General features: G+C 71.5%; 12 protein-coding genes. 10 read left to right on the top strand and 2 right to left on the bottom strand.

Annotated elements, in window-relative coordinates; genetic code table 11:
* The first annotated feature begins 28 nt into the window (after positions 1-28).
* Positions 29-841, top strand: a complete 813-nt coding sequence (locus OO69_RS26255; protein ID WP_033283253.1) for an SAM-dependent methyltransferase — start codon at positions 29-31, stop codon at positions 839-841.
* Between the two features lie 33 nt (positions 842-874).
* Here OO69_RS26255 and OO69_RS26260 read toward each other — a convergent pair whose 3' ends face one another.
* Positions 875-1378, bottom strand: a complete 504-nt coding sequence (locus OO69_RS26260) for a MarR family winged helix-turn-helix transcriptional regulator (protein ID WP_033283254.1) — start codon at positions 1376-1378, stop codon at positions 875-877.
* A gap of 251 nt (positions 1379-1629) precedes the next feature.
* Between OO69_RS26260 and OO69_RS26265 the strand changes: the two genes are divergently transcribed.
* From OO69_RS26265 to OO69_RS26280, 4 genes are all read left to right on the top strand, one after another.
* The gene (locus OO69_RS26265) at positions 1630-2667 is read left to right on the top strand and encodes a zinc-dependent alcohol dehydrogenase (RefSeq protein ID WP_033283255.1); all 1038 of its coding nucleotides are present in this window, start codon (positions 1630-1632) and stop codon (positions 2665-2667) included.
* A gap of 102 nt (positions 2668-2769) precedes the next feature.
* On the top strand, positions 2770-3987 hold the full coding sequence (locus OO69_RS26270) for a sensor histidine kinase (RefSeq protein ID WP_033283256.1): 1218 nt from the start codon (positions 2770-2772) through the stop codon (positions 3985-3987).
* 84 nt (positions 3988-4071) lie between these two features.
* The gene (locus tag OO69_RS26275) at positions 4072-5553 is read left to right on the top strand and encodes an MFS transporter (protein ID WP_033283257.1); all 1482 of its coding nucleotides are present in this window, start codon (positions 4072-4074) and stop codon (positions 5551-5553) included.
* 95 nt (positions 5554-5648) lie between these two features.
* On the top strand, positions 5649-7193 hold the full coding sequence (locus OO69_RS26280; RefSeq protein WP_033283258.1) for a carboxylesterase/lipase family protein: 1545 nt from the start codon (positions 5649-5651) through the stop codon (positions 7191-7193).
* A gap of 132 nt (positions 7194-7325) precedes the next feature.
* Here OO69_RS26280 and OO69_RS26285 read toward each other — a convergent pair whose 3' ends face one another.
* The gene (locus OO69_RS26285; protein ID WP_033283259.1) at positions 7326-7799 is read right to left on the bottom strand and encodes a potassium channel family protein; all 474 of its coding nucleotides are present in this window, start codon (positions 7797-7799) and stop codon (positions 7326-7328) included.
* A gap of 176 nt (positions 7800-7975) precedes the next feature.
* On the opposite strand from OO69_RS26285, the gene OO69_RS26290 reads away from it, so the two are divergent.
* From OO69_RS26290 to OO69_RS26310, 5 genes are all read left to right on the top strand, one after another.
* Positions 7976-8323 carry a hypothetical protein gene (locus OO69_RS26290; protein ID WP_033283260.1) on the top strand — a complete coding sequence of 116 codons (348 nt, stop codon included), beginning with the start codon at positions 7976-7978 and terminating at the stop codon, positions 8321-8323.
* Between the two features lie 211 nt (positions 8324-8534).
* The gene (locus OO69_RS26295; RefSeq protein ID WP_033283261.1) at positions 8535-9416 is read left to right on the top strand and encodes a hypothetical protein; all 882 of its coding nucleotides are present in this window, start codon (positions 8535-8537) and stop codon (positions 9414-9416) included.
* A 135-nt stretch (positions 9417-9551) separates the two neighbouring features.
* Positions 9552-10364: an SAM-dependent methyltransferase gene (locus tag OO69_RS26300; protein WP_033283262.1), complete on the top strand. Its 813-nt coding sequence runs from the start codon at positions 9552-9554 to the stop codon at positions 10362-10364.
* Positions 10365-10404: 40 nt separating this feature from the next.
* Positions 10405-11808, top strand: a complete 1404-nt coding sequence (locus tag OO69_RS26305) for a glutamine synthetase family protein (protein ID WP_033283263.1) — start codon at positions 10405-10407, stop codon at positions 11806-11808.
* Positions 11809-11810: 2 nt separating this feature from the next.
* Positions 11811-12950 carry an amidohydrolase family protein gene (locus OO69_RS26310; protein ID WP_033283264.1) on the top strand — a complete coding sequence of 380 codons (1140 nt, stop codon included), beginning with the start codon at positions 11811-11813 and terminating at the stop codon, positions 12948-12950.
* Positions 12951-12956: the final 6 nt, after the last annotated feature.

Raw genomic sequence — 12956 nt, forward strand, 5'->3', positions numbered from 1 at the left:
GGTGACCAGTCGAGCAGAGGAGCCTCGCGTGACCGGGACAGAGCCGGCCGTCCGGCGGATCGACACGTCGAAGCCGCATCCGGCGCGGGTGTACGACTGGTTCCTCGGCGGCAAGGACAACTATCCGGTCGACGAGCAACTCGGCAGGCAGATCACGTCACTTGACCCGGGTGCCCCGCGGACCGCGCGCGCCAACCGCTGGTTCATGCAGCGGGCGACGCGGATGCTCGTCCGGGAGTCGGGCATCCGCCAGTTCCTGGACGTCGGCACCGGCATACCGACCGCGCCCAACCTCCACCAGATCGCCCAGTCCACCGCGCCGGACGCGCGCGTCGTGTACGTCGACAACGACCCGATCGTCCTTGCCCACGCGGCGGCGCTGCTGCGCGGCACGCCCGAGGGTGCGACGGAGTACCTCCAGGCCGACGCCCGCGAACCGCTCACCATCCTCCAACAGGCGTCCCGCGTCCTGGACTTCGACCGCCCGATCGCCCTGTCCCTGATCGCCCTGCTGCACTTCATCCCGGACGAGGACGGCGCCCACGAACTGGTGGACACCCTCATCGACGCGCTGGCGCCGGGGAGTTGCCTCGTGCTGTCCGCGATGACGGCCGACCTCGAACGGGAGAAGGTCGAGCGGGGCATCGCCGCCTACGCGGCGGGCGGGGTGACCCTGGTGGCCCGCTCGCACGCCGAAGTGAGCAGCGTCTTCAAGGGACTTGAGCCGATGGACCCCGGCATCGTGTCCGTGTCCGAGTGGCACCCCGAACTCGCGGAGGGGGAGACCCCGCTCGGCGAGGGGCCGGTCTCGTTGTACGGCGGGGTCGGCTTCAAGGTCTGAGGTTTCCCCGGGGGCGGCCGGGTTCCCGAGCCGTCAGGCGGACGGCTCGATGTCCACGGCCGCCTCGGCGTGGGTGACGAAGTCGTCGACCAGTCGGTGGAAGAGCCCGGCGAGATGCCGTAGGTCCTCGGCGGACCAGTGGATCAGCGCCATCTCGATGCCGCGGCGGCTCGCGTCCCGAATGCGGTTGACCGCGGCCAGGCCGCTGTCGGTGAGCTGGACGCGCTGGGCGCGGCCGTCGTCGGGGTCCGGGATGCGGACCACATGGCCGAGCTGCTCCAACTGCCGTAGCTGGCGCGTGACATGGGATGCCTCCACGGACATCCGGACCGCCAGCACACCGGGACGCAGCGGCTCGCTCTCGGCGATGTAGCGGAGGATCGCCACGGCGGCCCGGTCCAGCGGCAGCCCGGCCAGCGTCATCAGACGCTCGTGCTGCCGGGCCCGTCCGGCCAGGTAGGCGATACGGGTGAGAACCCGCTCGATCTCGGCTACGTCCTCCGGAACGGGCGCTGTTACGGGTGGCAGTGTGGACATGTGTCCACCGTAACAGCTACTTGCCTGAGTTAAGCAAGGTCGGAAACGGTTGCTTGACTTAAGTAACGCATTTATGGTTGCCTAACTCAAGCAAGTCAAGAGCTGGGGCCGCCTAAGCGGAGGTGTCCCCGTCGCGCCGTACGCCGTGGGGACGGAGTACGGCGCAGTCACCGGCCCGGCGGTCGGAATACTCCCCCCGTCCGCCGCCGGGCCGGTGACACCCCTCACGCACATGGAAAGCGAGTCCCCTCATGGCCACGATGAAGTCCGTGCAGACCGGCGCCGTAGACAAGATCGACGTGGTGGACGTCGAGCGTCCGGTGCCCGGGCCCAAAGACGCCCTCATGAAGATCCGCGCCTGCGGGATCTGCGGCACCGACACCTTCTTCCTGCACATCGGCGGCGGCCCCTTCGGGCCCGGCGGCGCCATGGTCCCGGTCCCCCTCGGCCATGAGCCGGCCGGCGAGATCGTCGAGGTCGGCGCGGAGGTCGAGGGCCTGAAGGCCGGGGACCGGGTGGTCGTCAACCCGCAGGGCGCCCCGACCGGGATCATCGGCTGCGGCGGCAAGCACGGCGCCATGAGCGACTACCTGATCCTTGAGGACTGCGAGATCGGCAAGAGCGTCACCGTCTTCCCCGACACCGTGCCGTTCGACGTCGCAGCGCTCAACGAGCCGATGGCCGTGGCCCGGCACGCCGTGAACCGGTCCGAGGCCAAGCCCGGCGACAAGGTCGTCATCTTCGGTGCCGGGCCCATCGGTCTGGGCGCGGCGATCTGGCTGAAGCTGCGCGGGGTCGAGCACGTCGTCGTCGCGGACGTCATCGCCTCGCGCCTGGAGACGGCGCTCGCCGTCGGCGCGGACGCCGTGATCAACTCCGCCGAGGAGGACGTCACCGCCCGGCTGACCGAGCTGCACGGCCAGGCCGCGAACGCGCTCGGCCAGCCCCGCCCCGGTACGGACATCTACATCGACGCCGCCGGTGTCGCCGCGGTCGTCAACACCACGGTCGACTCCGCGAAGTGGGGCGCGAAGCTGGTCATGGTCGCCGTACAGAAGAAGGGCGCCGACATCGACCTCGGCGGGATGCTGCGCAGCGAGCTGACGCTGATCGCCTCGCAGGGCTACCCCACCGAGATCTTCGAGGTCACGCAGGAGATCGTCGAGCACCACGAGCGGTTCGCCAAGCTGATCAGCCACCGGGTGCCCTTCGCCGAGGTCGAGCAGGCCTTCGAGCTCGCGCTGACGCCGGGCGCCGCGGAGAAGATCGTCGTCACCTTCGACGAGTAGTCGCGGACGCGCGGGTTCCCGCCGTCGGCCGCGGTCGGCTGCGGGACCCCGCGGACGGCCTGCCCTCTCGGACGGGAACCCCCACGTCATGATCCCCACCCCATGATCCACGACCTACGGCGGCTGCTGCGCTGCCATCCCCGCACCGTCGACCTGGTCGTCGCCGCCACGCTCCTCGCCTGTTCCTTCCCGGGCAGCGTGATGACGCTCCCGGGCCGCACCCTCGAAGTCCCTTGGTGGCCAGGCGTGTTGGTCACGGGCGTCTCCTCCCTCGCCCTGCTGTGGCGGCGCACCCTGCCGCGCACCACGGTGGTCGTCACCCTCGGCGGTGCCATGGCGGTGGCCGCGCTCGGCTACATCCTCACCGTCCTGGTGATCGGACCGCTGATGGTCGCGCTCTACACCCTGGCCCGCGGCGCCGACCGGACCACCGCGAACCTCTTCACCGTCTCCGGCATCGCCCTGCTGCTGGCCACGGCCCTGGTCGTGGGACCCGACACCGAACCGCTGATCCTGAAGCTGGTCGGGCCGGTCTTCTGGCTGCTGCTGCCGACCTCCCTCGGCACCACGACCCGGCTGCGCGCGGCCTACCTGGAGGCGGTGCAGGCCCGCGCCGAGCACGCGGAACGGACCCGGGAGAACGAGGCACGGCACCGCGTCACCGAGGAACGCATGCGCATCGCCCGCGACCTCCACGACGTCGTCGCCCATCACCTCGTCCTGGCCAATCTCCAGGCCGGCACAGTCGTACGGCTGATGCGCAGCCGCCCCGAGGAGGCCGAGCGGATCGCCGGTGAACTCGCGGGCACCACCCTGTCGGCCGTACGCGAACTCAAGGCCACCGTCGGCCTGTTGCGCCACGCCGACGACTCCGAGACCCCGTCGGGTCCCGCGCCCGGACTGGCCCAACTCGCCGAGCTGGCCGCCTCGTTCGAGCACGCCGGGCTGTCCGTCACCGTCAACACCGAAGGCAGGCCACGGCCGTTGTCCGCCGGTGCGGATCTCACGGCGTACCGCATCGTGCAGGAAGCGCTCACCAATGTGACCAAGCACGCGGGCACCGGCTCGGCGGAGGTGCGGCTCAGCTACGCGCACGACCGGCTGGGCATCACCGTCACCGACCACGGCGGTACGGCGACGCCCCACTCCCCCGCGAGGCCCTCCTCCCCCGTTCCGACCGGCGGCTACGGCGTGATCGGCATGCGCGAGCGCGCCCTGTCCGCGGGTGGCCGGCTCCGGGCCGGGCACCGGCCCGAGGGCGGCTTCGAGGTCGTCACCGAACTGCCGCTGCTGCCCCACACCCAGAATTCACTTGCGTAAGTCAATCAACCTCTTTATGGTTGAGTGAGTCAAGCAAGTCGGCTCGTCCAGACCGTCACGCCCGTTCCAGATGGAGGCACTGCCATGTCCGACGCCCTTGCCCGACCCGCCGAAGCGGGTTCCTCCGCTCCGCCTAGGTCGAACGCCGTCGTCGCGGTGCTGGCCCTCGCCGGAATCGTCGTCTCGCTGATGCAGACTCTGGTCATCCCGATCATCCCTGAGCTGCCGAAGTACCTGAACGCCTCCGCGTCGAACACGGCGTGGGCGGTCACCGCCACGCTGCTGGCCGCCGCCGTGGCCACCCCGGTCGTGGGCCGCCTCGGCGACATGTTCGGCAAGCGCCGCATGCTGCTGACCAGCATCATCCTGCTGGTGACGGGCTCGGTCGTCTGCGCCCTGGCCGACTCGCTGGTCCCGATGGTCATCGGCCGCGCGCTCCAGGGTCTGGCCGCCGCGGTCGTCCCGCTCGGCATCAGCATCATGCGTGACGTGCTGCCCAGCGACCGGCTGGCCGGCTCCACCGCGCTGATGAGCGCCTCGCTCGGCGTCGGCGGCGCACTGGGCCTGCCCTCGGCCGCCTTCATCGCCGACCACTACAACTGGCACCTCCTCTTCTGGGTCTCCGCCGTCCTCGGCGCCGTGTCCTTCCTGCTGGTCCTGCTGGTCGTGCCCGAGTCCAAGGTCCGCACCGGCGGCCGCTTCGACCTGGTCGGCGCCCTCGGGCTCTCCGCCGGACTGATCTCCCTGCTGCTCGCGATCTCCAAGGGCTCCGACTGGGGCTGGACCAGCGCGACCACCCTGATCCTCGGCATCGCCGCCGTGTCGATCCTGCTCTCCTGGGGCTGGTACGAGCTGCGCAGCACGCAGCCGCTGGTCGACCTGCGGACGACCGCGAAGCCGCAGGTGCTCTTCACCAACCTGGCCTCGATCGCTCTCGGCTTCTCGATGTTCGCGATGTCGCTGGTCCTCCCCCAGCTGCTGCAGCTGCCCACGCAGACCGGCTACGGCCTGGGCAAGTCGATGCTGGCGGTCGGCCTGGTGCTCGCCCCGCAGGGCCTGGTCATGATGGCCATGTCCGCCGTGTCCGCCCGCGTCACCAAGGCCAAGGGCCCGAAGGTCACCCTGATGATCGGCGCGCTGATCGTGGCCTCCGGCTACGCCCTCAACATCCTGCTGATGTCCGAGGTCTGGCACCTCGTCCTGGTGTCCTGCATCATCGGTGCCGGTGTCGGCTTCACCTACGGCGCCCTGCCCGCCCTGATCATGGGTGCGGTCGACCCGTCCCAGACCGGCGCGGCGAACAGCCTCAACACCCTGATGCGGTCCCTGGGCACCTCCTTCGCCAGCGCCATCGCCGGTGTGATCCTGGCGCAGATGACCACGGACTTCGGCGACTCCGCCCTTCCGTCGGAGAACGGCTTCAAGGTGGTCATGGCGATCGGCGCCGGAGCCGCGCTGCTCGCCTTCTTCCTCGCGAGCCTGATCCCCAAGGCCCGTAAGGCGGTCGGGGCACCGGCCGACGGGGAGCCGACCCCGGCGCCCGAGGTCGCCGAGGCCAAGGCGTAAGGCATTCTGGCCATCGAGCACACGGCGGTCGCCGTCCCGCGTCATACGGGACGGCGACCGCCCTCCGCGTACCCGCACCCAGCGAGGAGCCCACGATGACGACGCCCAACTCCCGTGACACAGCGGCCGGTTCGGCCGTGGTGCGATACAGCTCCGGTGCGGTGCGCGGGCGGCTGGAGGACGGGCTGGCGGTCTTCCGCGGCATCCCGTTCGCCGAACCGCCCGTCGGGGAGGCCCGGTTCCAGGCACCCCGGCCGGTGCGCGGCTGGGACGGCGAGCGCGAGGCCACCGAGTTCGGTCCGCCGCCCCCGCAGGAGTCCGGATTCCAGGGCCGCCGGGGCGTGTCGGAGGCGGCGACGGGCGACGACTGGCTGACCGTCAACGTGTGGACACCCGCCCCCGATCCGGCGGCCCGCCGGCCGGTCATGGTGTGGATCTACGGCGGCGCCTACAAGCTGGGACACGCGGGCAGCCCCGGCTACGACGCCCAACACATCGCCCGGGACGGCGACTTGGTGGTCGTGACCTTCAACTACCGTGTCGGCATCGAGGGGTTCGCCCGGATCGACGGCGCCCCCGCCAACCGCGGGCTGCTCGACCAGGTCGCCGCGCTGGAATGGGTACGGGACAACATCACGGCGTTCGGCGGCGACCCCGAACAGGTCACCGTCTTCGGCGAGTCGGCCGGTGCCGGGTCGGTGGCCTCGCTGCTGGTCATGCCGAGCGCCGCCGGACTGTTCCGCCGGGCCGTCGCGCAGAGTGTGCCGAGCCCCTACTTCTCCGACGAGTTGGCCAAGGACATCGCGTCCGCCATCGCCGCCGAGGCGGGGCTGCGCCCGACGGCCGCCGACCTCGCGACCGTGAACCCGCGCCAACTGCCCGCGGCGGGCGAGACGTTGACCACCAAGATGCACCAGTACGAGGACCGGTGGGGTGCCGTCGCCCACACACTCAGCCCCTTCGCACCCGTGGTCGACGGCGAGGTACTGCCCACCACGCCCTGGCAGGGTGTAGCGGCGGGCGCGGCCCGTGACGTGGAACTGATCCTCGGTCACAACCGGGAAGAGTTCCGCCTGTTCACCGTGCTCGACGGGCAGTTCGGGAAGATCACCGAGGAGGACGCGGCCTCCGCACTGCGCCGGTTCGGCCCGGGCCCCAACGCCGAACAGGCCTATCGCACCGCCTTCCCCGACGCCTCCCCGGGCGAACTGTACGAACTCGTCAACTCCGACCGGGTGTTCCGCATGCCCTGCGTCCACCTGGCGGATGCGCAGGTCGCGGCGGGCGGACGCGTGCACGTCTACGAACTCACCTGGCCCGCCCCCGGGTTGGGCGGCGTCCTGGGCTCCTGCCACGGCCTCGACATCCCGCTGCTGTTCGGCACGTTCACCGCCGACCTGGGCAATCTGCTGTTCGCCGATGTGGCGCCCTCGCCCGAGGCGCTGGCCCTGTCGTCCCGTTTCCGGGCGTCCTGGACGGCGTTCGCGCGGACGGGAGACCCGGGGTGGCCCGCGTACGACACCGAGGGGCGGTCGGTGCAGGTGCTCGACGCGGAGCCGGTGGTCACGGCCTATCCGGAGGAGGCTTCGCGGCGGCTGTGGGAAGGGCACGTCTTCGCCGCGCTGCCGTTGATCGGGTAGGCGGCTAGGCGTCAGGGGGTCGATGCGCCGGAAGGTCCACTGCTCGGCACCAACAGGGGACGGCCGAGTCCGGCGCGCCCAGCCGCCCGCCGTGGCGGCGCCACCATGCACCCCCCGGCCGACACGCCCTCCTCACCCTCCCAAGTCCTCGCCCTTCCCGGCCACCATCCGCTCCAGCCGGTCGAAGCGCTCATGCAGAGCCCGCACGGTCTCCTCGCCCAACTCCTCAGCCCTGTGGGCGAGATGATGCCGGCGCCGCTGTTCCCGCCCGACGAACCAGGTAGCCAGGGCCGCCGTGACAAGGCCGTAGGTGGTGATGCCGGTGACCATGACGACCGAGCCGACGACGCGGCCCCACAGGGTCACCGGGTAGAAGTCGCCGTATCCGACCGTGGTCGCCGTCTCGATCGACCACCACAGGGCCTTCGGGTACGTCGTCAGATTGGCGCCGCGCGCTCCCTGTTCGGCGGCGACCACCGCCCAGGATCCGACGAGCATCACCGCGCCGAGGACCACCGTCGCCCCGCCCGCCGCCTTCAGGTGGAGCGAGCGGCCCTCCCTGCCGAGCAGCAACTGGACTGCCCTGGTGAGGAATCCGGGCAGCATGGTCACTCCTTCGCGTCAGGTTCGGGCAGGTGGCCGGAGCTCGTCCCGGCCTGGGGCCAGTGTCGGGGCGGGCGGGGGTGCGGGCATGCCGGGCGGGGCGTTCGAGTTGCCGTACGACCTGCGGCGTTGTGCGCTGGGGGCACTGCTGCTCGCCCCACCCCACGGAGGAATCTGCCATGACCGCGGAACCCCGAGCCGTGCCGGAGACCTTCGCCTTCACCTGTGGTGGCTGCGGCCACTGCTGGGAGGCCACCTTCCAGGTGATGTTCTTCACCAACCCGACCGACGCCTCCGGCCTCACCACGCAGGAGTACGTCGACGAGGAGGGGAAGGCCCTCAGGTCACCCCTCGCCGACGCGATCTGCCCCAAGTGCGGCGGGCGCACGGTGCACGTACTGGAGGCCGGACTCGCGGCACGGGCCCGCCAGGCGGAACACGAACCCCGCCCACCGCACGAGCACCACGAGCACCGTCTGCATCTGCCGCACCGGCACTCCGGCCCGCCGGAGGACGAGGCACGCTGAGGCGCCGGACACCCGAGGAGACGCGGCGCCCTGGCGTACCCCTCACCCCGGAGGACTCGACTCGCGGGTGCGCCACCATGACCTGCCTCCCCGCCTGCGAAACCGCGCCCCCTACCCCCGGTGACTCACCCGAACAGCCCCCTGCACTGGAGGCCCCGCCGCCCCGATGGTGCCCTGGGAGCACACCTGCCACTCCCCCGGAGGCCCCGCCATGCACCGTCGCCCGCCCTCCCGAACCGCCCGTGTCCTCACCTCGGTCCTCGCGGCGAGTGCCCTGCTGACCTGCGCGGCCTGCTCCGGCGGAGGCGGCAGCAACGGGGGCGGCGCGGGCCACGACAGCGCCTCGGACGTCGCCGCCTCTCCCCTCGCCGCCGAATCCCCGCTCGCCTCACCCCGTACCGGGAAGTCCGCCTCGCCCCGCGCCACGAAATCCGCCGCCCCCGTCCTCACCCCGGCCGGAGCCAGAGCCGCGCTCATCACCGAGGCCGATCTCGAAGACAGCTGGACGCAGGTCAAGGGCGCCGCCGGCTGGGGCGACAAGCTCGTCATCGGCAAGGTCGACGTGGCCGACTTCCTCACCGCGAAGACGAACGCCGCCGACTGCCAGAAGCTGCTCGACGCGCTCTACGACGACACCCTCCTCGGCAAGCCGTCCGGCGCGTCCGCGCTGACCGGGTTCGAGGAGAGCGACTCGCGGCTGCTCTACCAGGTCGCCGCCTACGACCGTGCCAAGCTCGGCGCCTCCCTGAACTGGCTGAAGACGCTGCCGGTGAAGTGCGACCAGTTCACCGCGACCGACTCCAAGGGCCGCCACCGGACGGTCCAGGTCATCGAGGACCCGGTGCCCTCCGTGGGCGACGCCCGCCAGGGTCTCCAGGTCACCGTCACCGGCACGAGCGGCAGCCAACCCACCACACTCACCCTGCAGTTGGCCGTCGTCAGGGTCGGCACCGACGCGATCACGGTCACGTCGGGTGGCCTCGACGGCACGGAGACCGACACGACCAAGGCCGCCGTGCAGGACGGCACCTCGCGTCTGAAGGACGTCCTCGCCGGACGGACACCGCCTGCCCAACCCGGCAACCTGGACTGACAGTTCGCCAGGTCCGCCGCTCCCGACGAGCACGCGCCAGAACATTCGCCCCGATCGCCGCGAACCCTTGGGCCGAGTGATCACCTGACGGCACAATGGAGTTGACGGTCGGACGGACGAGCAAGGAGCCACAGCGTGAGTGACAGCGACACCCCGGCAGAGGGACCTACCCGGCTCAACACCGGTGTGGCGCACAACGCCCGCGTGTGGAACTACTGGATCGGCGGCAAGGACAACTACGAGATCGACCAGCGGGTCGGCGAGCACGTCGCCGGACTGTTCCCGGTGATCCGTGAAGTGGCGCGCGCCGACCGGGACTTCCTCGGCCGCGCGGTGCGCTTCCTCGCCACCGAGCGCGGGGTACGGCAGTTCCTCGACATCGGCACCGGGCTGCCCACGGTCGACAACACCCACGAGATCGCCCAGCGCGTCGCACCCGACGCCCGCATCGTCTACGTCGACAACGACCCGCTGGTGCTGATCCACGCCCGCACCCTGCTCACCAGCACGCCCGAGGGCGTCACCGACTACATCGACGCGGACGTGCACGACCCGGCGGCGATCGTCCAACGGGCCGCCGACACACTGGACTTCGACCGTCCCATCGCGGTGATGATGCTGGGCATCCTCAACTTCATCCTCGACACCGAGGACGCCCGGGACGTCGTACGCAAGGTCATGGCCGCGGTCCCCTCGGGCAGTTTCCTGGTCCTCACGCACCCAACCTTCGACGCGGACCTCGGCGGCGAGGGCAACGTCCCGGCCATGGAGTTCTGGAACGAGAACGCCACTCCCCCGATCACCGCCCGCAGCCGCGAGGACGTCGCCGCGTTCTTCGAGGGGCTGGACCTCCTCGACCCGGGCCTGGTGCCCTGCTCGCGGTGGCGCCCGGACTCCGGATCCCCGGCCGTGGTGCCGCAGTTCGGAGCGGTGGCCGTGAAACCCTGACGGCGACGCCGACCGTGCAGGACGCGACCGTGGAGGACGTATGACCACCCTTGCCGACCCCCTGCCCGGCGGCCGTCCCGGCGAGGTCGAGCGCGCCACCGCGCTGGCCGCGGAGCTGACCGGGCGGGGTGTGCACGGGATCGTCCTGGCCTACGTCGACACCGCGGGCGTGGGCCGGGTGAAGACGGTCCCGACCGCGAAGCTCGCCTCGGCGGCGGCCTGGGGCGTCGGCATGTCCCCGGTGTTCGACACGTTCCTCGCGAACGACTCCATCGTCACCACCGACGTCCTCGGTTCCCCGGACGGCGATCTGCGCCTCTACCCCGACCTCGACCACCTGGCCATCCTGTCCGGCCAGCCCGGCTGGGCCTGGGCCCCGGTCGACCGCGTCACCCAGGAGGGCGAGCGCCACCCCGGCTGCAGCCGAACCTTCCTGCGCCGTACGGTCGTTGACGCGCAGCGGCAGCACGGGCTCACCTTTCGCGCGGGCATCGAGATCGAGTGGGCACTCGGCCTGGCCACCGCACCGGACGGCGCGTTCGTCCCCGCCACGACCGGTCCGGCGTACGGCGCGACCCGGCAGGTCGAACTGAGCGACTACGGCGCCGAGTTGCTGTCGGCCCTGGCGACCCAGGGCGTGGACGTGGACCAGTTCCATCCCGAGTACGCGGCCGGTCAGTTCGAGCTGTCGATCGTCGCCCTCGACCCGGTCGCGGCGGCGGACCGCAGTGTCCTGGTACGACAGACGATCCGCGCCGTATCCCAACGGCACGGTCTGCGCGCCTCGTTCACGCCGTCCGTCTTCGCGCAGGGTGTCGGCAACGGCGGCCACATCCACCTCTCCGCCTGGCGCGACGGCGCCAACCTGCACACCGGGGGCGACCGTCGCTACGGCATGACGGCCGACGCCGAGTCCTTCGCGGCCGGCGTCCTCACCCACCTCCCGGCCCTCACCGCCGTCACGGCACCGAGCCCGGCGAGCTACTTCCGCCTCCAACCCTCCCAGTGGGCGGGGGTGTTCACCTCCTGGGGCCGCGAGACCCGCGAGGCGGCGGTACGCGTCGTCACCGGCACGGCCGGCCAGCGCGCCCAGGCGGCGAACCTGGAGGTCAAGCCGGTCGACCTGGCCGCCAACCCGTATCTCGCCCTCGGCTGCCTGATCTCCGCCGGCCTCGACGGCCTGACCACCGCGGCCGCCCTGCCCGAGGAGACCACCGGAGACCCCGCGCACCTGGGCGCTCCGGAGGCGGAGACCCGGGGCGTGCGGCGACTGCCGACCTCCCTCGCCGAGTCCGTCGCGGAGTTCCGCGAGGACGCACACCTGCGGGCCACACTTGGACCGGTCCTCGCCGACGCCGTGATCGCCGTACGGCAGGGTGAGATCGCGGCCGTGGCGGAGCTGGACGACGAGCAGATCGCGGCGGCCTACCGCTGGAAGTACTGACGATGGCCACTGGACCGGTCCACGAGGCGCTCGCCGCGCTGGAGCTGGTGGACCACCACTGCCACGGAGTCGTCACCGAGGAGCTGGACCGGGCGGCCTTCGAGTCGCTGCTCACCGAGGGCGACGTCTGGCCCGGCAGCGGGATCTCGCCGTTCGACAGCCCGGTCGGCATCGCCGTACGCCGTTACTGCGCGCCCATGTTGGACCTGGAGCGGCACGCGCCCGCCGACGAATACCTCGCCCGGCGCGCCGAGTTGGGGCCGCACGAGGTCAACCGGCGTTTCCTGGCCGCCGCGGCCACCGGCGTCTTCTGCGTCGACACGGGATTCGCTCCGCACCACATCACCTCGCCGACCGAACTCGCGGAGGCCGCGGGCACGGTCGCGCACGAGGTCGTACGACTCGAGACGGTCGCGGAGTCCGTGGCCGCGCGCGGGGTCGAGCCGGACGGGTACGCGGACGCGTTCCGGACGGCCGCGCTGGACGCGGTGCGGCGGCCGGGGGTGGTGGCGGTGAAGTCGGTGGCCGCGTACCGGACGGGTTTCGATCTCGACCCCGCCCGTCCCTCGGCGGCGGAGGTGACCCGGGCGGCCCGCGCCTGGCTGGCCCGGGGCGGGCGGCTCGAAGACCCGGTCCTGGTACGGGAGTTGCTGTGGACCGCGGTCGACCTGGGCCTGCCCCTCCAGCTGCACACGGGCTTCGGCGACAACGACATCCGGCTGCACCGCACCGACCCCGCGCTGCTCACGGACTGGCTGCACCTGACCGCCGGGACGATCCCGGTGCTGCTTCTGCACTGCTGGCCGTATCAGCGTCAGGCCGGATACCTGGCGGCCGTCTTCGAACAGGTGTACCTGGACGTGGGGCTCACCCTGCACCATGTTGGACCGGTCCGGGCGCGGGCGGTGCTGGCGGAGGCGATGGAGATCACACCGTTCCGCAAACTGCTGTACAGCTCCGACGCCTATGGTCTTTCGGAGTTCTATGGGCTCGGAGCACTGGCGTTCCGCCGGGGACTGGGGGATCTGCTCCAGGACCGGGTGGACGCCGACGAACTGGGCCTGCCCGACGCGCTGCGGCTGGCACGCTGGGCGGGGGCCGACAATGCCCGCCGGGTCTACCGGCTATCCGACGGACACTGAAAGTAT

Origin of the sequence: Streptomyces sp. NRRL F-525, from assembly GCF_000716605.1 — a bacterium.
Lineage (GTDB): Bacteria > Actinomycetota > Actinomycetes > Streptomycetales > Streptomycetaceae > Streptomyces.

Bases quoted from the DNA above. Each gene is read 5' to 3' on its own strand.
- OO69_RS26270 (WP_033283256.1), top strand. From the start codon at position 2,770: ATGATCCACGACCTACGGCGGCTGCTGCGCTGCCATCCCCGCACCGTC.
- OO69_RS26285 (WP_033283259.1), bottom strand. From the start codon at position 7,799: ATGCTGCCCGGATTCCTCACCAGGGCAGTCCAGTTGCTGCTCGGCAGG.
- OO69_RS26260 (WP_033283254.1), bottom strand. From the start codon at position 1,378: ATGTCCACACTGCCACCCGTAACAGCGCCCGTTCCGGAGGACGTAGCC.
- OO69_RS26290 (WP_033283260.1), top strand. From the start codon at position 7,976: ATGACCGCGGAACCCCGAGCCGTGCCGGAGACCTTCGCCTTCACCTGT.
- OO69_RS26295 (WP_033283261.1), top strand. From the start codon at position 8,535: ATGCACCGTCGCCCGCCCTCCCGAACCGCCCGTGTCCTCACCTCGGTC.
- OO69_RS26280 (WP_033283258.1), top strand. From the start codon at position 5,649: ATGACGACGCCCAACTCCCGTGACACAGCGGCCGGTTCGGCCGTGGTG.
- OO69_RS26265 (WP_033283255.1), top strand. From the start codon at position 1,630: ATGGCCACGATGAAGTCCGTGCAGACCGGCGCCGTAGACAAGATCGAC.
- OO69_RS26310 (WP_033283264.1), top strand. From the start codon at position 11,811: ATGGCCACTGGACCGGTCCACGAGGCGCTCGCCGCGCTGGAGCTGGTG.
- OO69_RS26275 (WP_033283257.1), top strand. From the start codon at position 4,072: ATGTCCGACGCCCTTGCCCGACCCGCCGAAGCGGGTTCCTCCGCTCCG.
- OO69_RS26305 (WP_033283263.1), top strand. From the start codon at position 10,405: ATGACCACCCTTGCCGACCCCCTGCCCGGCGGCCGTCCCGGCGAGGTC.